Raw genomic sequence first — 25,347 nt, 5'->3', positions numbered from 1 at the left:
TGCCCCACCCCACGCGTTTCAGCCGTGGTCAGGGCTTCTCGCCGGTTAGCTCGGCAGCCTTGGCCCACAACGCCTCTGCATGATCCAAATCGTTAGCGTAGCGCCGTACACCGGGATTGAAGGCGCTTGTCTCCACATTGTCGGCAAGCACTTCCGCCACGTGACAATCCTCGCAATAGTGACCGCCTATCTCGTCGGCATCCGCAGCGATAGCCGCCCATATGGTAGTGGCGGCGCCTTGCGGAATCGTCTTGCCCTCGAACGGAGGGTTGCCTTGCTTCAGATGTTCCTCATGCATGGCCTGAAACGCTGCCATGAACGCGTCCGGTTCCAGGCTGCGCGTCAATTCGGTCTGTATGCCGCCGGGATGGACGCTGGCGGCCCGAACGCCGCGGTCGCGATGCCGGGCGTCAAAGGCGATTGCAAGCAGGGCGTCGGCGGTCTTTGAGCGGCCATAGGCGGTCCACGGGTCGTAAGGCGTGCTTTCGAAATTGTAATCGACAAGATCGACGTCCGCCATCCGATGAGCGTTCGAGGACAGGACGATGAGCCGCCCCCCCTCGCGCATCAGCGGGGCAAGCCGCTGCGCCAATACGAAGTGACCAAGGAAGTTGGTGCCGAACTGAAGTTCGAAACCTTCCTTCGTATGTTCCAGGGCGGGCGTCGCCATGATGCCCGCGTTGGCGATGACGAGGTCCAGCGGTTCATCCGCCGTGACGAGAGCATCTGCCACGGACCGGACCGAGGCGAGATCGGCAAGGTCCATCGGGACGAGCCGTATGCTTCCGCCGCTACGAGCGATTTCTTCCCGCACGCTTTTCAAAGCGGCATCGCCTTTAGCGACGTCGCGTGCGGTCCCGATCACCTCAGCACCATGGCTGGCGAGCGCGCGGGCAGTCTCAAGGCCGAGACCGGCGGAAATGCCTGTGATGAAAACGCGTTTACCGCACAGGTCATGGCCGGCGAGAACCTCCTCGGTCGTCGCGTCGCGATCGAAAGTTTTCACAGCTGAGTCTCCTTGACGATTGGGATGCAATAAGCGGAACGTTGCTCCGCTATATATTCGGAGCAAAGCTCCGCTTACAACCACATCGTTGTAAAAAATCAGCGGTCGGGTTTGTATCGTAGGCCGTCGACCAGAAGGCTGACCATGCGCGCCGTCTGTTCGCTGCTGCCTGCACTTGTCCGCATGCCCAGACAGCCGATCGCATTCAGAAGATCGTCCGGGTCGACGCCAGAGCGCGCCTCGCCCGCTTCCGCCGCAGCGGCAAGGAGCGATCGAAGCACCGGTTTGAAGCGTTGTTCGAAATAATCCGGGAGCGTCTTATATGCCGGATCGCCGGAATGCAGGACGGACGACAAACCGCGCTTGGTGCCGATGAAAAAGGCATAGCGCAGTATCCAGGCGTGCAAGGCCTCGATAGGATCATGTTCGGCAGCCAACGTCGCCGCCGCGTCGGCACAGGCATCGATTTCGGAGCGAAGCACGCCGGAGATAAGGTCGGCGCGCTGCGGAAAATGACGATAGAGCGTACCCATCCCGACACCGGCCGCAGCAGCGATGTCGCGCACCGGAGCGTCTACACCTTCTGTTTCAAAAACCGCTTTGGCTGCGGAAAGGATCGCTTCCATATTGCGTTGCGCATCGGCGCGCAGCGGACGTCCTTTGGATCGGATGGCATTTGCAGGCGGCTTGGTCATGGAGCATAGCTAACCGGAGCGCTACCCTGAATACAGGTCTCTCTTGGAGACACGCACACTTGCCGCACTGGACTTGCCCCGGCAAAGCGGAGAGGCATTGCCCAGTGTAACGCGCAATACCGGCCCGTCCAGCGGGGCCGGGCCGGTTTTTGCGGCGCGTCGTTACAGACGGCAGCGTTTTTTCACGCCGGGTCGCGCATAGAACATGTCCGTACGCGCATTATAGGTGTGATACCGCGCCTTGCAGGCGGCGACATGATGGCTCCATTCATTCTTGCCGCGGTTCCAGTGGGCGGGCGGCGGCGTATCGTCGTTACGACCGGAATGATCGTCGTGCCGGGCGGCAGGCCGGCGTTCCTGATGCGATTGCGCGAATGCCGGAACCGCCGTCGTGGTGAGCGCTCCTATCGCCGCGATGATAATGGCTGTCTTCTTCACTATTCACTTCCTTCTTCGGTTATGGTCCCACCCGCTTTCCAAGGCCTTCCCAGCCGCCTCCGATCGCCTGGATAGCGCAATTGCCGCCGTCTGGCGGTCCACCTGCGCCTGAATCCAGGCCTGCCGCGCGCTGAGCGGTGGAGACGACATCGGTATAATTGACGATACCAGCTTTATATTGATTGAATATTCTTTCCTGCGCGGATTCGGCGGGGCGTGGATCGAAGCATGCATAAAACGCATCGAACACCCCGGCAGGCGAGGCCGCTCCCCCATGCTTCCGGCATACACACCCTACCGCAAAAGGCTTGATCGATGACGCGCGATCAGACGACGCATTCGCAGACCAGTGAGATGCTTTAACGATACCTCAGTCGCGATCCGGAACGCCGCCGATCCAGCTTTGCGCGACCGTATAATCGTCGTTCAGCGCGACCAGATCGGCGCGCAGGCCCGCCACGATCGCACCCAGCCGGTCGCCCAATCCCAGAAATTCCGCCGGAGTGGTCGATGCCATCCTTGATGCCTGGTGCAGCGTCACCCTGCCCATATCGATGACATTGGCAACGGCGCGCGCCATGCTGAGCGTCGAACCGGCAAGCGTCCCTTCGGCGTCCAGAAGCCGATCGTCGCTGCGCGTGATCGCGCGGCCCTGCAGCAGGAAATCGCCATTCTCACATCCGACGCTGGGCATCGCGTCGGTGACCAGCATCATATGTTCGGGGCCCTTCGCACGGAGTGCCACGCGAAGGCTGGCCGGGTGAATATGGTGACCGTCGACAATGACACCGCAATAGACGCTTTCATCCTCCAGCGCCGCGCCCACCATGCCCGGCGCGCGATTGCGAAGCTGCGACATGGCGTTGAACAAATGGGTGAATCCGGTGACGCCCGAATCGATTGCGGCGCGCACCTGATCGTAACCGGCGTCCGAATGGCCCGCCGAGACAATCACCCCGGCGGCGGTGAGCCGCGCGACCTGATCAGGCCTAACGATTTCCGGCGCGATGGTGACGAGGGTGCGGCCATGCTTCGCGCCGCCGAGAACCGCGATGAAATCGTCCTCCAGCCGCCGCAGCTTGGAGGTCAGGTGGATGCCGTGCCGCGCGGGGCTGAGGAACGGGCCTTCGACATGGATACCCAATATTCCCGGAACGCCCGCCGCGATCGCGGCGTCGACGGCAGCTATCCCCTTTTCCACCACGTTCAGATCATCGCTGATCAGCGTGGGCAGCAGACCCGTCGTGCCGAACCGGCGATGTGCGGCGGCGATCGCCGCGATCGTCTCCACGCTCGGATCGTCGTTGAACAACCGGCCGCCGCCGCCATTGACCTGCACATCGACGAATCCAGGCAGCAGCAGCTTGCCGCCCAGATCGACGATCTCCGCATCAGGCGGCGGACCGGAAGATACTGTGCGAATATCCGTGCCGTCGATAACGACGCAGACATCATCGCGCAGGCCAGCCGGAACCATGATGCGACCATTGCAAAGCGCGGTTGGCATCAGACGGTCTCGGTCACTTTGCGCAAATGCGGCGGCGAATCGGGATCCAGCCCGCGCCGCACCGCAAGCGCATTGACCATGCGGTAGAAGCTGGCGATGGCAAGCACCGGCGCGGTCAGCGGATCGGCGGTGATGACCGGAAGCACGACACCGCCTTCGCCCGGGACCCCGGCGCGCAGGACAGTGGCGCCGCGCGCGGTGAAATCGCGCGCCAGGTCTGCAATGCTTTCCAGACTCGCATCGGACTGACCGAACATCAGGACCGGAAAGCCCTTGCCGACGATCGCCATCGGACCATGGCGGATTTCGGCGGCGCTATAGGCTTCGGCGTGAAACCCGCACGTTTCCTTGAATTTCAAAGCCGCTTCCTGCGCGATCCCGAAGCCGTGACCGCGCCCGGCAACATACAGGCTGCGCACCGATTCCAGCAGGGGCAAGGCGGGCGTCCAGTCGCATTGCCACGCCGCGTCCAGCTGATCGGGAAGCGCATCCAGCGCGGCCGACAGGCCCACGTCTTCGGTCCAGTGCGCGATCAGATCCAGCGCCGCGGTCAGGCTGGCGATGAAACTCTTGGTTGCCGCAACGCTGCGTTCCGGCCCGGCATGAAGCGGCAGGCAGATATCCGCATCGCGCGCGAGCGGCGAGCCGGCATCATTAACCAGCGCGAGGATCGTTGCCCCCTGCCGTTTCGCGCGCGCCGCCGCGGTGCACAGGTCCGGACTGCGACCCGATTGCGAAATGGCGATCACCAGAGCGCCATGCATATCAGGCACCGAATCATAGACCGACGCGACCGATGGCGAGGCGGAACTCGTCAGCACGCCTGCCCGGCGCTCGATCAGATAGCGCGCGAAGGTTGCCGCACAGTCGGAACTTCCGCGTGCCAGCGTCACCACAGCACGCGGGGAATCACCGCGCAGCCGCTTGCCCAGCGCATCGAGCACTCCAGCATTCGCGGCGCGTTGCCGCCGGGCGACCTGTCCGGCTTCGCTCGCTTCGCGAAACATCAACGTGGTTTCGGCTGTGATCGGCACGATGATTGGTCCCCCTTTGCGCCGGTCAGCGCGGCGCGGTGCTGAGTTCAGACACGAAGTCATAGGCGTCGCCGCGATAATAGGATTTGGTGAATTCCGACGTCCGCCCATCGGCGGCAAAGCCGCGGCGTTCGATCTCCAGCCCCGGCGCGGTCGGATCGATGCCCAGCATTTCGGCATGTTCGGGCGCGAACAATACCGCGCGCAACCGTTGCAACACGCGCACCGGCCGCGCATCGCCCAGTGCCTCGTACAACGAATCGCCGACCGCATCGAGCGAGGTAAGCATGCCTTCGGGCACCGTCGCCTGTTCCAGCGCCATCGACTGCCCATCGGCATAGCGGATGCGCACGAAGCGATAGACCGGGCTACCCGGACCAAGGCCGAGCGCCATCGCCTCTTCGGGCGAAACCTGCCCCTTGCTTCGCGAAACCCAGCGGCTGCCCGGCTGGCGTCCGCGTGCGAGCATATCCTCGGTAAACGAAGAGATGGTCGCGAAATTCTTTTCCACGCGCGCCGCGACAAATGTACCTGCACCGCGACGGCGGGTAAGCAGATGCGCATCGACCAGCCCGTCCAGCGCCTTGCGCACCGTCACACGCGATATATTGTATGCTTCGGCCAGATCGCGTTCGGGCGGAAGCGCCTCATCGGGCGCGAGGACGTGCCGTTCGATCGCCGAACGCAGGACGCGCTGCAACTGAAGATAGAGCGGCGCGCTGCCGCCATCTTCCAGTTTTCCGATACGTTCGATGAACATTGGCCCCCTCTCGATCGCCAAGCCTTACGGCTAAAAGAAAGTCCTTTTCAATACCAAAATTGCGAAAAATCATATTGGCATCAATTTTGGTATTGCAAATTTATGGCGAATGAAGATTAATTTGTGCCGGAACCAAGATTTCCGTGGCCATAGGTGGGGTTTCTGGTTGGTCGCGGGTGCATCGGTAATGCTTTGGTATGGTCCAAAGCATATCAACCAGAGGGGGACCGGTTATGATCTATGCTCCGACCACGGCGCCCAAGGCGCTGTTCACCGCGACGGCAAGCGCGATCGCGTTGATGGCGGCAATGCCCGCCGCTGCGCAGACCGCGCCAAAGGATAGCTATGGCCAGGACGATAGCGCGACGCAGGACGAGGATATCGTCGTCACCGGCATTCGCGCCTCGATTCAGGCGGCGCTGACCCAGAAGCGCGATTCGGACCTGATCTCCGAAGTCGTGACCGCGCAGGATATCGGCAAATTCCCCGACAAGAACGTCGCCGATTCGCTTGGCCGCCTGACCGGGGTGAACGTGGTCACCGGTTCGGCGGCGGCGGGCGGTTTCGGCGAAAACCAGTCGGTATCGATCCGCGGCACCGATCCCGCGCTGAACCTGACGCTGCTCGACGGGCACGGCATCGCCAGCGGCGACTGGTTCGTGCTCGATCAGCAGGCGGGCGGGCGCAGCTTGGATTTCTCGCTGTTGCCTTCCGAAATCGTCGGCAGCCTGGAAGTTTACAAGTCAAGCCAGGCGGACATTCCCGAAGGCGGGGTGGGCGGCACGATCAACGTGCACAGCCGAATGCCGCTCGACCTTCCCGCCTATAGCGCCAGCCTGACCGTGCAGGCCAATTACAACGACCTTTCCGACAAGCTGGCGCCGCAGGTATCGGGACTGTTCAGCTGGAAGAACAAGGCCGAAACCTTTGGCATCCTTGCCACCGGCTTTTATCAGGAACGCTTCTTCCGCCGCGATGGCCAGGAATTTCTGGGCTATACCAGCTATGACGATTTCGCCGGAAGCGGCGAAACGGTGGCCGCGCCCAATCTGATCGGCGCGAGCTATTTCACCCAGAAGCGTGAGCGCAAGGGCGGCACGCTGGCGTTGCAGTTCAAACCGAACAGCGATTTCGAACTCGACATAAACGGGCTGTACAGCCGGCTCGACGCGAACAACGTCAATCGCAATTCGATGGCGTGGATCAGCAACGTCATCGGCGCAAATTCGACGCCGGGAACCGATGGCTATGCACTGCAGGATTATACCGTCACCAACGGCTATCTGACTGCCGCAAGCTTTGCCGGGACCACCGCCGATGGTTCGCCGGTCAACGGCCGGGTGCAAGACGATATCTTCCGCGATTCCTATTCGTCGACCTGGGACATCAACGCCGATGCGACCTGGCATGCGGGCGACCATGTCACCGTCACCGGCCAGATCGGCTATACCAAGGGCAAGGGCGCGACGACCGATACCTATGCCTGGGAAACCTATTGGCATACCGGCGTCGATTATCAGATCGACGGCAAGGGCGCGTCAGTGGACTATCCCGACCTGCCCGACGACGTGACCTCGGCCGGCTATCTCGACAATTATTACAGCTGGTCATGGGGTGGGCGGATTATCTCGCCCGATCGCGAATACTACGCCAAAACCGATGTCGAATATGCCTTCGACGACAGTTTGCTGAAATCGGTCAAGGTCGGCGCACGCTATACCGATCACAAACGTGAGCTGATCTATGACGCATATTCCTGGGCAGGCAACGGGGCCTATTCGGGAACCAGCGATGTCGGGCTGGATACGGTGTTCGACGGCGGCGTGACGCCCGACGATTACAACGACCGGGTGAGCGGGCTTCCGGGCTATTCCTTCGCCGATCAGGATCTGGTGCTGGATCAGCTTGACGGCACCAATGGCGGGCGGGTCTTCGATTTCTACCCGCAGGCGAGCTTTTCGGTAAAGGAAAAGACCGAAGCGTTCTATGCCATGGCGAAGTTTGACGATGATTCGCGCTGGCGCGGCAATATCGGCCTGCGCGCGGTGCATACCGATCTCGACGCGCTGCAATATTCGCCCAATGCGGCCGAAGCCAATGCCGTCACGATGTTCTGCTCCACCTGCGGCACCGTCACCACCTCACGCGGGTATTGGGACTGGCTGCCCAGCGCCAATGTCACCTTCTCGCTTCAGCCCGACCTGCTGCTGCGCGGCGGCGTGGCAAAGGTGATGTCGCGGCCCGGCTTTGCCCAGCTTGCCGGGGCGTTCACCGCAAGCGATCTGGCGCTGACCGCGACGGCGGGCGGCAATCCCAATCTCGACCCGTATCGTGCCTGGAACTTCAACGTCGCGGCCGAATGGTATTACGGCCCGCAATCGCTGTTGTCGGTAAACCTGTTCTATCTCGACATCACGTCGTACATCACCACGGCGAGCAGCACGATTTTCCTCGTCACGCAACAGCATCCCGATGGCGCGAACTTCCTGGTGACCGGACCGGTCAACGGACCGGGCGGGTCGAACAAGGGGGTCGAAATCAACCTCCAGCAACCCATAGGCGCAGGCTTCGGGTTCATCGCCAACTATACCTATGCCGATGCCAAATCGTCGGACGGCGAGGTAATGGACGGCAATTCCAAGCACACGTTCAACATCACCGGCTATTTCGAAAACGACCTGTTGTCGGCGCGGCTTGCCTATACCTTCCGGTCGAAATTCCGCAGCGGCATCGATCGCGCGACGCCGATGTGGCAGGATGATTTCGGATCGCTCGACGGATCGCTGCTGGTCAATATCACGCCGCATGTGGCGCTCAGCTTCGATGCGCAGAACCTGACCAATGAAAAGCTGTATTATTTCGTCGGCGATCCTTCGATCCCGCGCGCCTATTACGACAATGGGCGAACCTTCTGGCTTGGCGCGAAGCTGAAATTCTGACCATAATCGCGTTTGCTGGGGGAAAGATGAAAATGCGCCTCGCCATTGCCGCCGCCGTCATGTCGTTCAGCATGGCGCAGGCGGCAATGGCCGGGACGCCCGCCCTGCTCCCTTCCCCGCAAAAGGTTACGCCTGCGCCGGGCGTCTTCGACGTGTCTGGCACGCAAATCATGGCGGAAGATGCGGGCGCGCGCGCCGCCGCACGGCGGCTTCGCGATCTTGTCGCGCGCAGCGGCGGCCCCGCGCTTGCGCTGAGCACGAAGGGCGCGATCCGCTTTCGCCGCGATCCTTCGCTTAAGCAGATGGGCGCGTATCGGCTGACCGTCACTCCCAAGGGGGCGGTGGTCAGCGCACGCGATGATGCCGGGCTGTTCTACGGCGCGGAAACGCTGTGGCAGATCATTGCCGCGAGCCAGGACGGCCGGATCGATGCGGTGGTCATCGACGATGCGCCGGCATTTGGCTGGCGTGGCGTCATGCTCGATTCGGCGCGGCATTTTCAGCCCGTTTCCTATGTAAAATCGCTGATCGACCGAATGGCGATGGCGAAGCTCAACACGCTGCACTGGCATTTGTCGGACGATCAGGGGTGGCGGATCGCGATCGACCGCTATCCGCGTCTGACCAGCATCGGCGCCTGGCGCCGTCCGGCGGGTGCGGCGGGCACCGATCCGAAGACCGGAAAGCCGGTGCGCTATGGCGGTTTCTATACCAAGGACGAGATTCGCGACGTCGTCGCCTATGCGAAGTCGCGACACGTCACGATCGTGCCGGAAATCGACATGCCGGGCCACGCGACCGCGATCATCGCCGCCTATCCCGACCTTGCCTCGACCCCCAATCCACCGCGCGAACCCAGCAATGAATGGGGCATCCTGCCCAATTTGCTGAATCCGGATGAAGCGACGCTGACCTTTGTCGAGCATGTGCTGGATGAAGTCATCGAGCTGTTTCCCGGCACCTATATCCATGTCGGCGGTGACGAGGCGGTCAAGGATCAATGGAAGGCGAACCCGGCAATCCAGGCGCGGATCAGGCGACTTGGGCTGCGCGATGAAAACGCGCTCCAAGGCTGGTTCATGGCGCAGCTTGGCGCGTATCTGAAGGCGCATGGACGGCGGCTGATCGGCTGGGACGAAATATTGGAGGGAAAGGTGCCCGCCGATGCGACCGTCATGTCGTGGCGCGGCATCGACGGCGCCGTAACCGCTGCGAAGGCGGGCCATGACACGGTGCTTTCGCCCGCACCGATCCTCTATCTCGACAACCGGCAAAGCGACGCCGCCGACGAGCCGCCGGGGCGCGGCCAGACGATCGACTGGCAACATGTCTACGCGTTCGATCCGTCGCCTGCCGAACTCACGCCTGAACAGCGGCGGCATATATTGGGCGTGCAGGGCAATTTATGGACCGAACATGTCCGCACCACCGACTATGCAACGAAGATGCTGTGGCCCCGCGCGGCGATCATCGCGGAAATCGGCTGGCGTAATCCGAAACGGAACTGGCCGGACTTTTCGCAGCGGCTCGTCACCGCGATGCACCGCTGGGACCGGATGGGGCTTGGCTATGATGTTGCGCCGCTGGAGCCGATGGCACGCTTCACGCCCGGAAAGGATGCGCTGACCGCGACACTTCGCCAGCCCGCAGGGATCGGGACGATCCGCTATACGATGATCGGAGCCGCACCCGGTGCGGCCTCGCCCGCTTATTCGCAGCCGATCAGCGTTCCTTATGGCGCCGAACTCGTCGCGCAGGCATTTGACGGCGACACGCCCTTGGGCACACCGCGTCGCTGGCTTGCCACGCCCGACCGGGTGCGCACGATCGATACCAGCAGCATGGAGCTTTGCGGCAGCGCAATTCCTCTGCGGGTGGAAGATGACGGCGAAACCGACGGCGTGCGCGCGGTGCATCCCGTCGATGTAATGCACCCGTGCTGGATCTGGCGCGGCGCGCCAATGGACGGCATGCGCACCATTCGCGCCGATGTCGGCCGGCTGCCGTTCAACTTCGCGATCGGCAAGGATATCGAAAAGCTGGTGTTCGATCCGCCAGCAACGAAGGCGGGCGAAATGGTCGTGCGTCGCGATTCGTGCGACGGGCCTGTTGTTGCAAATGTTCCGCTGGCATCCGCCGTAGCGAACAGCGGCGTATCGCGCGTGAACGACGACCTGAAACCGCAAACGGGCACGCATGACCTGTGCATCACCTTCACCCAGAAGGGGCCGGACCCCTATTGGGTAGTCGACCGGCTGACGCTGACGCCATGAGCGCGGCGATCCTCAGCCCGCTTGCCGGATGGGCGACGCCGATCGGCAAGGTTGCCGACCCTGTCTTCGCCGATGCGATGCTGGGCGATGGGATTGCCATCGACCCTGTCGAAGGACGCCTCGTCGCGCCGGGGGCAGGCCGGGTGGAAAATGTGCACCCGGCCGGCCATGCAGTCACGCTGGCGCTCGATAGCGGGGCGGTGCTGCTGATGCATATCGGCCTCGACACGGTCGGGCTGGGCGGCAAGGGCTTTGCCCCGCGCGTGGCGGAGGGCGACCGGGTGGCGGCGGGCGATACCCTGATCGACTTCGACCTCGACCAGCTGGCGCGGACCGCGCGAAGCCTGATCACCCCGGTCATCGTCACTAATGGCGACGCGTTCGCGATTGCGAACCGTGCCGATGAAGGGGCAATTGCGAGCGGTGCTCCCCTGATGTTTCTGGAAGCGGTGGCTGCCGATCTTGCGGCTGAGGCGATCGACGCACGGGCCCTATCGGTGGCGCGCACCTTGTCGCTGCCGCTCGCGCATGGGCTGCACGCCCGCCCCGCCGCCCGCATCGCCACGCTGGCGGGCGAATATGACGCGCGCATCGAACTGGAGGCGGGCGCGCGCAGCGTGTCGGCGCGATCATCGGTCGCGATGCTGGGACTTGCACTGGGGCATGGCGCAACCGTCACGCTGCGCGGTGCAGGACCGCAGGCGGATGCGGCGGTCGATGCCCTCACCGCACTGATCGAAAGCGGGATGGGCGAATATGTGCCGGTCCCGGATGCTCCTGCCCATCCGGTCGCGTCGGAAACGATGCCTGTCCGACTGAACGGCGTGGTTGCGGTGCCGGGCATGGCGATCGGCCCGGCATGGCGTATCCCCGATATGGCAAGCGCGGTTCCCGAAGCCGGAGCGGACGAAACTGTCGAGCGGGCGCGTCTGCACGCCGCGCGCGCGGCGGTTCGCAAGCGGCTGGCCGAAGCGGCCGATGCGGAGGGCGCAGCGGGCGAAATCGCCGCAGCGCATCTGGCGCTGATCGACGATCCGATGCTGGAGGAAGCCGCAGCGCGGCAGATCGCACGCGGAAAAAGCGCTGGCGCTGCCTGGCGTGAAGCGATCGCAGCGGCCAGCGAGCCGCTTCGCCAGACCGGCGATAAACGCTTTGCCGAACGCATCGACGATTTCGCCGACCTCGAACAGCGCGTGCTCACAGAACTCTATGGCGATGCGATCGCACCGCCATCGCCGCCGGATGGCGCGATCCTGATCGCCGATACCCTGTACCCCTCGCAGCTGATGGCACTTGCCGGGGCAGGTCTGGCGGGGATCGTGACCGCGAAGGGCGGCGCGACCTCTCATGTGGCGATCATCGCTGCGGGTATCGGGGTGCCGATGCTGGCGGGTACGGGGGAGTCGTTAAACCGCGTGGAGGCCGGAACCGCGCTGATCCTCGGCGCCGGAACGGTGCGGATCGATCCCGATCCGTCCCAGCTGCACGCCGCGCGCGCCGATGCGGCGCTTCGCGAGCGGCGGCGCGAAGCGGCACGAGCAAGCGCGCACGAACCCGCGATTACCATAGACGGCACCCGGATCGAACTCGTCGCGAATTGCGGGTCGGCGGGCGAAGCCCGCGCCGCGATAGCGGAGGGCGGCGAGGGATGCGGGCTGCTGCGCACCGAATTCCTGTTCCTCGATCGCGCCGCGCCGCCCGATATGGAAGAACAGCGCGCCGCCTGTCAGGCGGTGGCCGACGCGCTGGGCAACCGACCGCTGATCGTGCGAACGCTCGACATCGGAGCGGACAAGCCGGCGCCGTGGCTGCCGATGGATGCCGAGGAAAATCCCGCGCTGGGATTGCGCGGCATTCGCTTGCAGCTTGCCCGAACGGAGTTGCTCGAAACGCAACTGCGCGCGCTGCTGGCGGTCGAGGCGCATGCGCTTCGCATCATGCTGCCGATGGTGTGCGATGCCGGGGAACTGGAACAAGCGAAAGCGATGCTCGAAACACTGGCGCACGAAGCCGGACGCGCGCCGCCGCCACTGGGCATCATGGTCGAAACGCCCGCAGCCGCCCTCACCGCCGCGACGCTGGCCCAAAGCGCGGCGTTCTTTTCGATCGGCAGCAACGATCTGACCCAATATGCGCTTGCGCGCGACCGCACCAATCCTGCGGTCGCCGCAGGGCTGGACGCGCTGCACCCTGCGGTGTTGCAACTGATCGACGCCACGGTGCGCGGCGGCGCGTCGCATGGTGTCTGGACCGGCGTGTGCGGCGGTATCGCGGCGATACCGGAAGCGGTGCCGCTGCTCGTCGGGTTGGGGGTCAGCGAATTGTCGGTGCCGGTCGCAAGCATCGCCGAAATCAAGGCGATGGTGCGCACACTCAACGCCGCGCAATGCAGTGATCTGGCGCGACAGGCGCTGACCGCGCGCGATGCCGATTCAGTTCGCGCGCTAATCCGCCCGCTGATGGAGGAAGCCGCATGAAAATTTCGCTGCAATCGCTTCAGCCACTCGGCCGTGCGCTCATGCTGCCGATCGCGGTGTTGCCCATTGCCGGGCTTCTGCTTCGGCTGGGTAATCCCGACCTTCTCGACATTCCCTTCGTCGCGGCGGCGGGAAGCGCGATCTTCGATAATCTGGGGCTGTTGTTCGCGCTTGGCATCGGGGTCGGGCTGGCGCGCGACAATAATGGTGCGGCGGGGCTTGCCGGGCTTGTCTGCTTCCTCGTCGCGGTGCGCGGTGCGCAAACGCTGCTCCATGTGCCCGCCGACGCGCTTTCGGGCATGACGAAGGACGTCGCCGTGCTGGCCGATGCGGCATGGCGCGCAAAGGCGATGGCGAAGCTTTCGGTGCCGATCGGAATTATTTCGGGGCTGGTCGCGGGCGGATTCTACAATCGCTATGCCAATATTCGCCTGCCCGAATATCTCGCCTTTTTCGGCGGGCGGCGGTTCGTGCCGATCCTGTCCGGACTGGCGGGACTGGCGCTGGCGGCGGCGGTGGGCGGGGCCTATGCGCCGATCGCCAGCGGGATGGATACGCTGTCGGGCGCGGTGATCGGATCGGGCGAGGTCGGGCTGTTCTTCTACGGCGTCCTCAACCGCCTGCTGATCGTCACCGGGCTGCACCATATCCTCAACAATGTCGCCTGGTTCATCGTCGGCGACTTTCACGGCACGACAGGCGATCTGAACCGGTTTTTTGCGGGTGATCCGAAGGCGGGCGCTTTCATGTCGGGATTCTTCCCGGTGATGATGTTCGGCCTGCCCGCCGCGTGCCTTGCCATGTATCGTTCGGCGCTGCCCGACCGGCGCAAGGCGGTGGGCGGTATGCTGTTGTCGATGGCGCTGACCGCGTTCCTGACCGGCGTGACCGAACCGATCGAATTCAGCTTCATGTTCCTCGCCCCCGCGCTTTATGCGCTGCACGCGGTACTGACCGGCGTTTCAATGGCGATGATGGACATGCTGGGCGTAAAGCTGGGCTTCGGCTTTTCGGCCGGGTTCCTCGACTATGCGCTGAACTATTCAAAGGCGACGCGGCCGTTGCTGCTGTTGCCGATCGGCGCATTCTATTTCGCGCTGTATTACGGCGTGTTCCGCTTCGCGATTGTGCGCTTCGACCTGAAAACGCCGGGGCGCGAGGACGATCCGGTGGGTGAGGAGATCGCCGAGCTGAGCGAAAGCACGGGCGGGCGCGGCGGTGCGTTCGTCATCGCGCTTGGCGGCGCGGGCAACCTCGCCAGCATCGATGCGTGCACGACGCGGCTTCGACTGGTGGTGCACGATCAGGCAAAGGTGGATGAAAAGCGGCTGAAGGCGCTGGGGTCGCGCGGGATGCTTCGTCCATCGCAAACCGGGTTGCAGGTCGTGTTGGGGCCAATTGCCGACACAGTGGCGATGGAGATGCGCGCCGCCGCCGGGCCTTTGTCGCCAGTCGCGGCCGAAACCGGGACCATGCGTGAAACGTCTGCGCCAGCGATCGATCCCGCTCCATGGTTTGCCGCGCTGGGCGGTGCGGCGAACGTGACCGAATCGGGCGCTGCCGATACCCGGCTCTGGCTCAGCCTGTCCGACAATATGCTGATCGATGAAGACGCGCTGGCAAGGCTGGGCGTGCGGATGGTGGCGCGGCCGGGAGCCGGATCGGTGCACCTGATCGTTGCCGAGGCGAACGCGATCCAGCGCGGCCTTGCCGCCTAGGACGGATCGAAATTCAGAAGATGACCAGCCGAATGCCGATCCGTCCTAAAGCGCATAGCCCGCATCGACGATCGCGGGTTCAAGGATCGGCAGGAACGGCTGCCATGCCGCTTCATGGTCGCGCCACCGGTCGAGCGACCGGGCGTTGAGCGGTTCACGAACCTGCGCATAGCTGGGCGTGGGCGAAACGGTTTCGCGTTCGTGAAAGCGAAGCTGCGCCGCCTCCATCTCGATTCCGATATATGCCATCAGCGCATGGGTTTCGGCGCGCTGGTCAGCGATCAGCGCTTCGTATCGCAGCGTGTGCATAGCGATACCCGCGATTCCATAGGCCGCGCGCACCCGCTCCACCAACGCGAAATGACGCGCCGCATCCGCCACGCGGTATCCGCAGTCAAAGCCATGCGTCATGTCATGCGCCATGACCGATGTCAGAATGTCGAGCGGATGACGCTGCGCGAACACGACAGGCGATTGGGGAAAGGCGAGCCGCAGGAGCGGCAGCCACAGATCGTTTAGCGGCATCTTGTCGGTGAAGAACCGCGCGCCGGAACGCAGCAGCCCGAACTGGTCCGCCCGGGCAAGATACAGATCGCGCAGCTTCGCCGACCAGTCGCCGCCTGCGGAAGCGAGGCCTTCCGGGAAGCGTTCTTCACCACCCGCCATGTTTGCCGCCACCGCGCGCAATTCACGCCCGAACGGCAATTCGCCCCCCGCGCGCACCGCCGAATGGCTGGCCAGAATCTGCTCGACCAGCGTGGTTCCTGATCGCGGGAACCCGATGATGAAAATAGGCTGCGGCGCATCGCCGCGAACCGGGGCGCGGGGCAGCGTCGCCATCCGGTCGGCGGTGAAGAAGCGGGTCAGCGCGCTTGCTTGATCCGCAACCTTCTCTGCCGGATAGCGCCGTCCGCTCGCCCGCGCGATCGCCGCCTTGCCCGCGGTCCAGTCCGCCCATGCTGCGGCGTGCCGCCCGGCGCGATCGCGCAACCGGCCGCGTTGCAAAAGCGCCGGGCCGGCCATTCCGTCCTGCGCGTCGAGTAAAGCCAACGCCTCCTGCCACCGGCCCATGCGGACCATCAGCGTCGTGCGCTGGAGCAGCATGTCACGGCCCGCGCGACGAGCAATCGCATCAGCACGCTGCAGATGCCGGTCGGCCTCGGCAAAGCGCCCCGCCCGCTCCTGCAGTTCGGCAAGGTGCGCGGCGGGAAGCAGGGCATCGGGCGTGGCGGCGACCGCCTGTTCCAGCAATGGCAGCGCCTCGTCCAGCCGCCCTTGCCGCAGCAGCGCATGCCCAAGCGCCCCGATCAGCACCGGATGCTTGCCGACCAGGGCGATGGCGCGGCGAAGATGCACCGCGCCCGGAACCGGTGCCGCACGCTCGACCAGAAGGTTGCCGAGCATTGCATGCGCGTCCGGATTGTCGGGATCGGCCGCAAGTGCCTCGCGCGTCACCGCCTCGGCATCGCCGCGCCGCCCCTCGGCGGACAGCAGGCGGGCAAGGTCGGCATAGTGCCAGCAGCGATCGGGCGCGGCCGCGATCGCGGCGCGCAGCGTTTGTTCGGCCCGTTGGCGTTCACCCCGCCGGGTGTGGACGATCGCACGAATTTCCAGCGCGTCGATATGCGTCGCATCGCGGGTCAGCAGTGCATCGGCAATGCGCAGCGCCTCTTCCAGCCTGCCTTTGCCCACGGCCATGCGGGCATTTTCTATCGACGGGGGCGGGACACCGGACATGCCGGTCAGTCTGGCGCGTGCGATGCGACGCGACAAGGCGAGAAGCGGAAACATCGGCGCACAAAGATATGCCGGGCACTGCTTCGTCAGTGTGAAAAACGCGGCCGCCGCAAATCAGCATCCGGCAACGTGGAATGACGGACCCTGCCAGGCTGCATTGGCCTGAACCCCTAACAATATTGTCATCGCGAAACCCGAAGGGCTGCGGCAATCCAGCTACGCGCGCATAAACGACGGTTGATGGATTTCCGCGTCGCTGCGCTCCTCGCGATGACGACGTGACCAGTTGAGTCACGCTCACTGCACCTTGGCATGACCCCGATTCAATTCAAATCCAACGCGATCTCCGCATTTTACCACGTTTTCCAAAGTGAACTGTGGTGCTTCAACCCTATGAATTGACAGCTCTATTTAAGCGACTGCAATTTCAACTGTGGAGATTACCTATAGGCATTTTCAGGCTGCATCCAAAATAGTGGGCGCAATGTCCTCCCCTGCTCCGCCCCCCAACAATAACACGGTGCCAAAGTCGATGGCGGGGCGCGTGGTCGCGATTCGCGGCCCGGTGATCGAGGTGGCGTTTCCCGAAGGCGAATTGCCGCCGGTCAACGAAGCGCTTGCAGTGCATGCCCCGACCGGAAATCTGATCGCCGAAGTGCAAAGCCATGAAGATGCGCATACGGTGCGCGCGGTGGCGTTGCAGGCGACGCACGGGCTTGCCCGCGGCGTAAAAGTCGATGCGACCGGTGCTCCGGTATCGGTGCCGGTCGGCGATGCGGTGCTGGGCAGGCTTTTGACGCCGACCGGACATGTCGGCGATGGCGGCGCGGCCCTGCCCGATGCCGTGCCGCTGCGCCCGATCCACCGCCCGCCGCCGCCGCTGGAAGCACAAAACGCGGCGACGCAAATCTTTGAAACGGGGTTGAAGGTCATCGATCTGCTGGCGCCGCTTGCGCGCGGTGGAAAGGCAGCGATGTTCGGCGGGGCGGGCGTCGGCAAGACCGTGCTCGTCATGGAACTCATCAACGCCATGGTCGCGCAATATGAAGGCGTTTCGGTGTTTGCCGGCATCGGGGAGCGATCGCGCGAGGGGCACGAACTACTCACCGACATGCGCGGATCCGGCGTGATCGACAAGACGGTTCTGGTCTTCGGGCAGATGAACGAACCGCCCGGTGCGCGCTGGCGGGTCGGGCTCACCGCGCTCACCATCGCCGAATATTTCCGGGACGAGCAGAAGAAGAACGTCCTGCTGCTGATGGATAATGTCTTCCGCTTCGTTCAGGCGGGAAGCGAGGTTTCGGGATTGCTCGGCCGGCTGCCCTCGCGCGTCGGGTACCAGCCGACGCTGGCGAGTGAGGTCGCCGCGCTGCAGGAGCGGATCGCGTCGGTCGAAGGCGCATCGGTAACCGCGATCGAGGCGGTATATGTGCCCGCTGACGATTTCACCGATCCGGCGGTGACCGCGATTTCGGACCATCTCGACAGCACTGTGGTGCTTTCGCGCGCAATGGCGGCGGAGGGGATGTACCCGGCGGTCGATCCGCTCGGTTCCTCGTCGATCCTGCTCGATCCGCTGGTCGTCGGCGAAGAGCATTACGTATTGGCGCAGCGGGTTCGCGAAACCATCGCGCATTACCGTGAGCTGCAGGACATTATTTCGCTGCTCGGCATGGAGGAGCTTGGCCGCGAAGACCGGTTGGCGGTTACCCGTGCCCGGCGGCTGCAGCGCTTTCTGACGCAGCCCTTCATGGTCACGCAGAGCTTTACCGGAAAGGAAGGACGCTCGGTTCCGCTCGCCCGGACGCTGACGGGCGTGCGCGCGATCCTCGACGGCGAAACCGACGACTGGCCCGAAAGCGCGCTCTACATGGTCGGCGATCTGGATGAGGCGCGGGCGAAGGCCGGGGCATCGAAATGAAGCTTCGCATTGCCGATCCGATAGAAATTCTGGTCGATCGGGACGTCGCGGCAGTTCGGGCCGAAGACGCCAGCGGCAGCTTCGGCATTCTTCCCGGCCATGCCGATTTCCTGACGGCACTTGAAATTTCGGTCGTTTCCTGGCGCGATGACGCGGGTGCGGCCGGGTATTGCGCCGTTCGCAACGGCATTTTCACCGTGCGTGGCGGCGACACCATCGAAATCGCCACACGCGAGGGGCATGTCGGCGACGATCTCGACACGCTGCAATCGGTCGTACTGGCGCGCTATCGCGAACAGGTTGAGGCCGAACGCACCGAACGCACCGGTTCTGCCAGGCTGCGCATGCGGGCGATCCGCCGCATGGTCGAGGCGTTGCAGGGCAGCGGGGCGGGAATCGTTCGATGAACCGCGATACGCCGCCTTCGCAGGAGAAGCTGGCGACGGCCGTGCGCTTGCGCGCCGATCGGGCGCGGCGGGCACAGCGGCTTCCCTCGGTCGCGCGGAATCTTGGCCAGATCGGCATTCTGGGCTGGCAGATCGTAATCCCCGCACTGGCCGGGCTGGCGATCGGCCGGTGGCTCGACCATCGTCTGGAAAGCGGGATTTTCTGGACGGCGCCGCTGATGCTTGCGGGACTTGCGCTCGGCTGCCGGTCGGCATGGAAGTGGATGCATCGGCAATGATACTGCTTGTTCCTTTGCTTTTTCTGATGCTCGGCGGCGTGGCCGGCTACCTCCACTTCCTCGCCATCGCACGCGATGCCGATCTGCTGGTGCACGGCGGATCATCGGCCGCGATCATCGGCATGCGGCTGGGCCGACTGACCAGTACGCTGGCGGTGATGGTTTGCGCCGCGCTTCAGGGCTGGACCGCGCTTGCAGCCGCGACGATCGGTTTCACTCTTGCCCGCTTCGTCGTGCTGAAACGGCGGGGAGCGGCGTGGTGACGATCAATTCTCCGCTTGAAAGCCATATCGTTTTCACGATCGGTTCCGTGCCGGTCGCGCAGCCGGTCATCACCACCTGGGCGATCATGGCGGCGCTCGTGACCGGTAGCTGGTGGGCCACTCGCCGGTTGCGGGTAGAACATCCCTCGCGCGTTCAGGCGGCGCTGGAAATGATCGTGGAGACGGTGACGGTCCAGATTCGGGAGACGATCGGCGGCGCCCCCAAACCCTATCTGCCGCTGATCGGCACTCTTTTTATTTTCCTGCTGGTCGCGAACTGGTCGTCACTCCTCCCCGGTGTCGAGCCACCGACCGCCACGCTGGAAACCGATGCGGCGCTTGCGCTGATCGTATTCGCCGCGACATTGTGGTTCGGCGTCCGCGCGCTGGGGCTTCGCCGCTATCTGGCGACCTTTGCGATGCCTTCCGCCTTCATGCTTCCGATCAATCTGGTCGAACTGTTCACGCGCAGCTTTTCGCTGACGGTGCGGCTGTTCGGAAATGTGATGAGCGGCGCGTTCATGATCGGCGTGGTGCTCAGCCTTGCCGGCCTGTTCGTCCCCATTCCGCTGATGGCGCTGGAGATGCTCACCGGCGCGGTCCAGGCCTATATTTTCGGCGCGCTCGCGATGGTCTTCATCGGCAGCGCCATCAGCGAAGCATCCGACAATCAGCAAGGAACCCCCGCATGAACTGGATTCACATCGCCAGCATCCTTGGCGCAGCCATCGCCATCGCCATCGGTTCGGTCGGCCCGGCGCTAGGCCAGGGCCGTTCGGTCGCCGCGGCGATGGACGCGATCGCACGCCAGCCAGAGGCCGCGAACACGGTGTCGCGCGCACTGTTCGTCGGGCTTGCGATGATCGAGACGATGGCGATCTACTGCCTTGTCATCGCATTGCTGTTGCTGTTCGCCAACCCTTTCGCGTGAAGCCGCAATGCAGATCAACTGGTGGACGCTGGCGCTTCAGGCGATCAATGTCCTTGTCCTTATCTGGCTGCTCACCCGCTTCCTGTATCGGCCCGTTCTCGACGTGATCGAACGGCGTCAGGAAATGGCTGACCGCCTGCTCGCCGATGCCGCGTCCGCCAAAAGCGACGCGGAGCGGCAGAACTCGGCACTTAAGCAGCAGAACGAAGCGCTGAGCGCCGACGCCGAACGGCTGCACGCCGAAGCGCGCGCCGCGGCGGATGTCGAAAGGGGCCGGTTGCTGGAACAGGCGCGAGCCGAAGCATCGGCACGGATCGAGCAGGCGCAGGCGGCGGCCGACGCCGAACGATCGCATATGGCGAAGCAGCTGGAAGCAAAAGCAGGCGAGCTTGCCGGGCAGATGACCGAAAAGCTGCTTGCCCGTATCGATACCGGCGCGACGTTCGAAACCATGCTTGCCGCGCTGACCGCACGGCTGGAAAAACTGGACGACGCCGATCGCGCCCGGCTGCTCGGCGATGATCCGTTGACGATCACCACCCCCGCGCCGCTTCGCGCGCCGGAACGCGAGCGGTGCAGCGCCGCGATCGCCGCAGTGGCGCCGGGGCATCCACAAATCACCTTCGCCGTCGATCCGGCGCTGATCGCGGGCGTCGAACTGCACGGCCCGCACAGCCTGGTACGCAACAGCTGGCGCGCCGATCTCGACGCGATGATCGCGAACATACAGGAGGACGATCATGGCGAGCGGCGCTGACGAATGGCTCGCCCGGTCGCAAGCGCGGGTCGCGCGGACCCCGGTCGGCCCCGACGTGCAACAGGTGGGGCGTGTCGAATCGATCGGCGACGGCGTTGCGATGATCACCGGTCTGCCCGATGCCCGGCTCGACGAGTTGCTCCATTTCGCGGGCGGCGAAGCGGGATTCGTCCAGACGCTCGACGATCGTCATATCGGCTGCGTGCTACTGGACGATGCGGCGCAGGTGAAGGCGGGCGATCTGGTGACCCGAACCGATCAGGTCGTGCGCGTTCCCGTCGGGCCCGGCCTGCTGGGCCGGGTAGTCGATCCGCTCGGCCGCCCGCTCGATGGCAATGGCGCGGTGGCGGCGGAGGGTCGCGAACCGATCGAACGGCCAGCGCCCGCGATCATCGATCGCGATCTGGTTACCCAGCCGGTGCAGACCGGGACGCTGGTGGTTGATGCAATGTTCGCGCTGGGGCGCGGCCAGCGTGAACTGATCCTGGGCGACCGGGCGACCGGCAAGACCTCGCTCGCCGTCGACGCGATCATCAATCAGCGGTCGAGCGACATCCTCTGCGTCTATGTCGCGATCGGCCAGAAATCGTCGAGCGTCGCGCGTGTCATCGATCAGGTGCGCCGCCATGGCGCCCCGGAACGATGCATCTTCGTGGTCGCAGCGCCGGCATCGGCACCCGGCCTGCAATGGATCGCGCCCTTTGCCGGGTTCACCATCGCCGAATATTTCCGCGATCGCGGCATGCATGTGCTGGTGGTGGTCGACGATCTGACCAAGCATGCCGCAACCCATCGCGAAATCGCGCTGCTGACCGGGCAGCCGCCGGGGCGCGAAGCCTATCCGGGCGATGTCTTCTACCTCCATTCGCGCCTGCTAGAGCGCGCCGCAAAATTATCGCCGGAAAAAGGCGGCGGATCGCTGACCGCGCTGCCGATCGCGGAAACCGATGCCGGCAATCTCAGCGCGTATATCCCGACCAACCTGATCTCGATCACCGATGGGCAGATCGTACTCGATGCCAAGCTGTTCGCGCAGGGGCAAAAGCCGGCGGTCGATGCCGGTACGAGCGTCAGCCGCGTCGGCGGAAAGACTCAGGCCCGCGCGCTGCGCGACGCGACCGGTTCGATGCGGCTGGAATATGCCCAGTTCCTGGAACTGGAGATGTTCACCCGCTTTGGCGAACAGCCGGAAGCGCGCGTAAAAGCGCAGATAGAGCGCGGCCATCGCCTTCGCGCGTTGCTTGGCCAGCCGCAATACCGGCCGCTTCGCGTGGTGGATCAGGTGGCGCTTGCGCTTGCGCTGAACGAAGGGCTGTTCGATCCGGTTGCCGTTGATGCGGTCGGCACCATCCGCGCGGCGCTCCCCGACTGGCTGAACACGCAGCTTCCCGATCTGGTCGCCGCAGTGGAAAAAAGCGGAACGATGGATCAGGACCAGAAGGCGGCGCTGATCGACGCGACCAGCCGCCTCATCCGCAGCCGGAGCGGCGGGGCATGAGCAACAGGCTTGCCGATGTCGGTCACCGGATCGAAACGGTGCATCAACTGGGCGCGGTCGTGAACGCGATGCGCGGCATCGCCGGAGCACGTGCGCAACAGAGCCGCACCCTGCTCCCCGCCGTCCGCGCCTATGCGCACACCGCAACGCGGGGCATCGCTCAGGCACGAACACTGGATAGCGAAAGCGAACCCATGCCCGTTTCGACAAGCAATGCACCGCCGGGGCTGGTTCTGTTCGGCGCGGAGCAGGGATTTGCCGGCGCGTTTCCAGAACAGGCCGTACAGGCGGCGCAGGACGATTTCGCGCACAGCCATGTCTTCCTTGTCGGCACCCGCGCAGCGGCACTGACGGCCGAACGCGGCCATGCGGTCGCATGGCAGACCCAGCTTCCGGGCAAGGCGAACGCCGTTCCGCGGCTGGCGATGGAAATCCTCGACGCGGTTTACGCCTATCTTCTGGACGCAGGCCCCGTACCGATCGTCATGGTGTATCCCGTATGGCAGAGCGGGCATGGCGCGCAGATCGTCCGTCGGCCGCTGCTTCCCTTCGCCATCGAAACGGTGGCTGACGAGCCCCGGCCGCTGCCGCCGCTGACCAACCTTCCGGCCCGTGACCTGATCGCTCGGCTGGTGGAGGAATATGTCTTCGCCATGCTCTGCGAAGCGGCGCTCGACGCTTTCGCAGCGGAGAACGAAGCGCGGATGAAGACGATGGCGGCTGCGAAAACGCATATCGACGGAAAGCTCGACGCGCTTCGTGCCGAAGAGCGCCTGACCCGTCAGGAGGAAATTACCGCCGAAGTCGTCGAACTGGCGGCGGGATCGCGCTCGCGCATGCGGAACCGGCAAGCATGAACAAGAACCGGTTCACGGCGCTTTTCGGGAGGGGAAACCATATTTCAACCCGCCTGCGGTCGCACAACCGCAGCCTATTGCAAGCATGAGGACAAGCCATGTCGCACGATCACAGCAACGCCGGAGACCCGCTGGACGGCATCGCGGAGACGCTTAATCGGATGATGTCGGCGGCAACCGGGCAGATGACCGGTGGCCTGTCCCCCGTAACGCTGATCCAGTCAATGTCGGACTGGGCGCTGCATCTTGCCACCGCGCCTGGCAGACAGATGCAGCTCGGCGCGCGAGCGGCGCATAACGCGCTGCGTTTGGGAAGCTATATCGCGTCGAGCGCGAACGCCGATCGCGAACCCGCCATACAACCGCTGCCGCAGGACCATCGCTTCGGCGATCCCGCGTGGAAGGAACCGCCCTTCGATCTGATCTCCCAGGGGTTTCTGCTCACCCAGCAATGGTGGCACGCGGCGACGACGGGCATCGGCGGGGTCAGCAGGCATCATGAAGCGGTGGTATCCTTCGTCGCGCGCCAGCTTCTCGACATGCTTGCCCCGTCCAATTTCATCGCCACTAATCCGGTATTGCAGCAACGTATCGCGGAAACCGACGGTCGCTGTCTGATTGAGGGAACGCAGCTTTTCGTCGAAGACCTCCTGCGTCTTGCCCAGGGACAGCCGGAGGCGGGCGTCGAGGCCTATCAGGCCGGAAAGGAGGTTGCGGTCACGCCCGGCAAGGTCGTGTTCCGCAATGAACTGATCGAGCTGATCCAATATTCGCCCACCACCGAAAAGGTGCGGGCCGAACCGATCCTGATCGTGCCCGCCTGGATCATGAAATATTACATCCTCGACCTTTCGCCCCGGGATTCGCTGGTCCGCTGGCTGGTGGATCAGGGCTATACCGTGTTCATGATTTCGTGGCACAACCCGGATGCTGCGGATCGCAACCTCGATATGGAGGATTACCGGCTGAAAGGGCCGATGGCCGCGCTTGACGCGGTGACCGCGATCACCGGGGCGCAAAAGGTGCATTGCGCGGGCTATTGTCTGGGCGGAACGCTGCTGTCGATTGCGGCGGCGACAATGGCGCGCGACGGCGATGACAGGATCGCATCGCTCACCCTGCTCGCGTCGCAAACCGACTTTACCGAACCGGGCGAAATCGGACTGTTCATCGATGATTCGCAGCTCAACCTGCTCGACGGCATCATGTGGAACAGCGGCTATCTGGGCACGGCGCGAATGGGCGGCGCGTTTCAGATGCTGCGTTCCAACGACCTGATCTGGTCGCGCATCCTTACCACCTATCTGATGGGCGAGCGGCCGCTGGTCACCGATCTCGTCGCGTGGAATGCCGATGGCACGCGAATGCCCTATGCCATGCACTCGCAATATCTTCGCCAGCTTTTCCTGGAAAACGATCTTGCCGGCGGTCATTATCGCGTCGGCGCACACACGATATCGCTGTCCGCGCTTCGCGCGCCGATGTTCGTCGTGGGCACCGAACATGACCATATCGCGCCATGGCGATCGGTCTATAAAATCCACATGCTGACGGGTGCGCAGATCACCTTCGCGCTTGCCAGCAGCGGCCACAATACCGGGATCGTTTCGGAACCCGGTCACCCGCGCCGCCGCTATCGCATCGCCACGCGGCCCGAAGACGGCGCGGCGCTGGACGTCGAAGAATGGGCGGATTCGGCGCAGCCGCGGGACGGTTCGTGGTGGCTCGCCTGGAAAGACTGGCTCGACGGGCATTCGGGCGAGCCGGTCGACCCGCCACCGATGGGCGCACCCGATCGTGGCTATGCGCCGATCGAAAATGCCCCCGGCCGCTATGTGATGGAACGCTGAC

Annotated in this window: 21 protein-coding genes; 14 read left to right on the top strand and 7 right to left on the bottom strand. The window is 64.1% G+C overall.

What is annotated here, in order from left to right:
- Positions 1–28: 28 nt before the first annotated feature.
- The 6 genes from KY084_RS05050 to KY084_RS05025 form a co-directional block, all read right to left on the bottom strand.
- Positions 29–1,090, bottom strand: coding sequence for an SDR family NAD(P)-dependent oxidoreductase (locus tag KY084_RS05050; RefSeq protein WP_343227953.1), 1,062 nt, complete (start codon positions 1,088–1,090; stop codon positions 29–31).
- A gap of 14 nt (positions 1,091–1,104) precedes the next feature.
- Positions 1,105–1,701 carry a TetR/AcrR family transcriptional regulator gene (locus KY084_RS05045; RefSeq protein ID WP_219237338.1) on the bottom strand — a complete coding sequence of 199 codons (597 nt, stop codon included), beginning with the start codon at positions 1,699–1,701 and terminating at the stop codon, positions 1,105–1,107.
- A 162-nt stretch (positions 1,702–1,863) separates the two neighbouring features.
- Positions 1,864–2,139: a BA14K family protein gene (locus tag KY084_RS16665; protein WP_219237337.1), complete on the bottom strand. Its 276-nt coding sequence runs from the start codon at positions 2,137–2,139 to the stop codon at positions 1,864–1,866.
- Positions 2,140–2,509: 370 nt separating this feature from the next.
- Complete coding sequence (gene nagA / locus KY084_RS05035; protein ID WP_219237336.1) at positions 2,510–3,646, bottom strand: N-acetylglucosamine-6-phosphate deacetylase; 1,137 nt, start codon at positions 3,644–3,646, stop codon at positions 2,510–2,512.
- Positions 3,646–4,653, bottom strand: a complete 1,008-nt coding sequence (locus KY084_RS05030) for an SIS domain-containing protein (RefSeq protein WP_246586907.1) — start codon at positions 4,651–4,653, stop codon at positions 3,646–3,648. The genes nagA and KY084_RS05030 overlap by 1 nt, the downstream gene beginning before the upstream one ends.
- Positions 4,654–4,705: 52 nt before the next feature.
- Positions 4,706–5,440 (bottom strand): GntR family transcriptional regulator, encoded by a 735-nt coding sequence (locus tag KY084_RS05025; protein WP_219237334.1) that lies wholly within the window; start codon positions 5,438–5,440, stop codon positions 4,706–4,708.
- A gap of 233 nt (positions 5,441–5,673) precedes the next feature.
- Between KY084_RS05025 and KY084_RS05020 the strand changes: the two genes are divergently transcribed.
- From KY084_RS05020 to nagE, 4 genes are read left to right on the top strand one after another with little or no spacing between them, the layout of a single operon-like run.
- Positions 5,674–8,379, top strand: a complete 2,706-nt coding sequence (locus KY084_RS05020; RefSeq protein ID WP_246586879.1) for a TonB-dependent receptor — start codon at positions 5,674–5,676, stop codon at positions 8,377–8,379.
- 26 nt (positions 8,380–8,405) lie between these two features.
- The gene (locus KY084_RS05015; RefSeq protein ID WP_219237333.1) at positions 8,406–10,652 is read left to right on the top strand and encodes a family 20 glycosylhydrolase; all 2,247 of its coding nucleotides are present in this window, start codon (positions 8,406–8,408) and stop codon (positions 10,650–10,652) included.
- The gene (gene ptsP / locus KY084_RS05010) at positions 10,649–13,129 is read left to right on the top strand and encodes a phosphoenolpyruvate--protein phosphotransferase (protein WP_219237332.1); all 2,481 of its coding nucleotides are present in this window, start codon (positions 10,649–10,651) and stop codon (positions 13,127–13,129) included. The genes KY084_RS05015 and ptsP overlap by 4 nt, the downstream gene beginning before the upstream one ends.
- Positions 13,126–14,847, top strand: a complete 1,722-nt coding sequence (nagE, locus tag KY084_RS05005) for an N-acetylglucosamine-specific PTS transporter subunit IIBC (RefSeq protein ID WP_219237331.1) — start codon at positions 13,126–13,128, stop codon at positions 14,845–14,847. The genes ptsP and nagE overlap by 4 nt, the downstream gene beginning before the upstream one ends.
- Positions 14,848–14,892: 45 nt before the next feature.
- On the opposite strand, the gene KY084_RS05000 is transcribed toward nagE, so the two are convergent.
- Positions 14,893–16,545, bottom strand: coding sequence for a tetratricopeptide repeat-containing sulfotransferase family protein (locus tag KY084_RS05000; protein ID WP_219237330.1), 1,653 nt, complete (start codon positions 16,543–16,545; stop codon positions 14,893–14,895).
- Between the two features lie 523 nt (positions 16,546–17,068).
- Between KY084_RS05000 and atpD the strand changes: the two genes are divergently transcribed.
- The 10 genes from atpD to KY084_RS04950 all read left to right on the top strand — a co-directional run bounded on the left by atpD (position 17,069) and on the right by KY084_RS04950 (position 25,346).
- Positions 17,069–18,505, top strand: coding sequence for a F0F1 ATP synthase subunit beta (atpD, locus tag KY084_RS04995; protein WP_485115905.1), 1,437 nt, complete (start codon positions 17,069–17,071; stop codon positions 18,503–18,505).
- Positions 18,502–18,912 carry a F0F1 ATP synthase subunit epsilon gene (locus KY084_RS04990; protein WP_219237329.1) on the top strand — a complete coding sequence of 137 codons (411 nt, stop codon included), beginning with the start codon at positions 18,502–18,504 and terminating at the stop codon, positions 18,910–18,912. Before atpD ends, KY084_RS04990 begins: the two co-directional genes overlap by 4 nt.
- Complete coding sequence (locus KY084_RS04985) at positions 18,909–19,190, top strand: AtpZ/AtpI family protein (protein WP_219237328.1); 282 nt, start codon at positions 18,909–18,911, stop codon at positions 19,188–19,190. The genes KY084_RS04990 and KY084_RS04985 overlap by 4 nt, the downstream gene beginning before the upstream one ends.
- A complete protein-coding gene (locus KY084_RS04980; protein WP_219237327.1) occupies positions 19,187–19,453 on the top strand; it encodes an N-ATPase subunit AtpR in 267 nt (88 codons plus the stop codon). Before KY084_RS04985 ends, KY084_RS04980 begins: the two co-directional genes overlap by 4 nt.
- On the top strand, positions 19,450–20,145 hold the full coding sequence (locus KY084_RS04975) for a F0F1 ATP synthase subunit A (protein ID WP_343227952.1): 696 nt from the start codon (positions 19,450–19,452) through the stop codon (positions 20,143–20,145). The genes KY084_RS04980 and KY084_RS04975 overlap by 4 nt, the downstream gene beginning before the upstream one ends.
- Positions 20,142–20,384: a F0F1 ATP synthase subunit C gene (locus KY084_RS04970; protein WP_219237326.1), complete on the top strand. Its 243-nt coding sequence runs from the start codon at positions 20,142–20,144 to the stop codon at positions 20,382–20,384. The genes KY084_RS04975 and KY084_RS04970 overlap by 4 nt, the downstream gene beginning before the upstream one ends.
- A 7-nt stretch (positions 20,385–20,391) precedes the next feature.
- Positions 20,392–21,141 carry a F0F1 ATP synthase subunit B family protein gene (locus KY084_RS04965; protein WP_219237325.1) on the top strand — a complete coding sequence of 250 codons (750 nt, stop codon included), beginning with the start codon at positions 20,392–20,394 and terminating at the stop codon, positions 21,139–21,141.
- Positions 21,125–22,639: a F0F1 ATP synthase subunit alpha gene (locus tag KY084_RS04960; RefSeq protein ID WP_219237324.1), complete on the top strand. Its 1,515-nt coding sequence runs from the start codon at positions 21,125–21,127 to the stop codon at positions 22,637–22,639. The genes KY084_RS04965 and KY084_RS04960 overlap by 17 nt, the downstream gene beginning before the upstream one ends.
- On the top strand, positions 22,636–23,496 hold the full coding sequence (locus KY084_RS04955; RefSeq protein ID WP_219237323.1) for a F0F1 ATP synthase subunit gamma: 861 nt from the start codon (positions 22,636–22,638) through the stop codon (positions 23,494–23,496). Before KY084_RS04960 ends, KY084_RS04955 begins: the two co-directional genes overlap by 4 nt.
- 98 nt (positions 23,497–23,594) lie before the next feature.
- A complete protein-coding gene (locus KY084_RS04950; protein ID WP_219237322.1) occupies positions 23,595–25,346 on the top strand; it encodes a PHA/PHB synthase family protein in 1,752 nt (583 codons plus the stop codon).
- Position 25,347 lies beyond the last annotated feature (1 nt).

It is taken from the genome of Stakelama flava (genome assembly GCF_019351405.1).
GTDB classification, from domain to species: Bacteria; Pseudomonadota; Alphaproteobacteria; order Sphingomonadales; family Sphingomonadaceae; genus Sphingomonas; species Sphingomonas flava_A.
The sequence above is the reverse complement of the archived record's forward strand: the minus strand, read 5'-3'. Positions and strand labels throughout refer to the sequence as shown.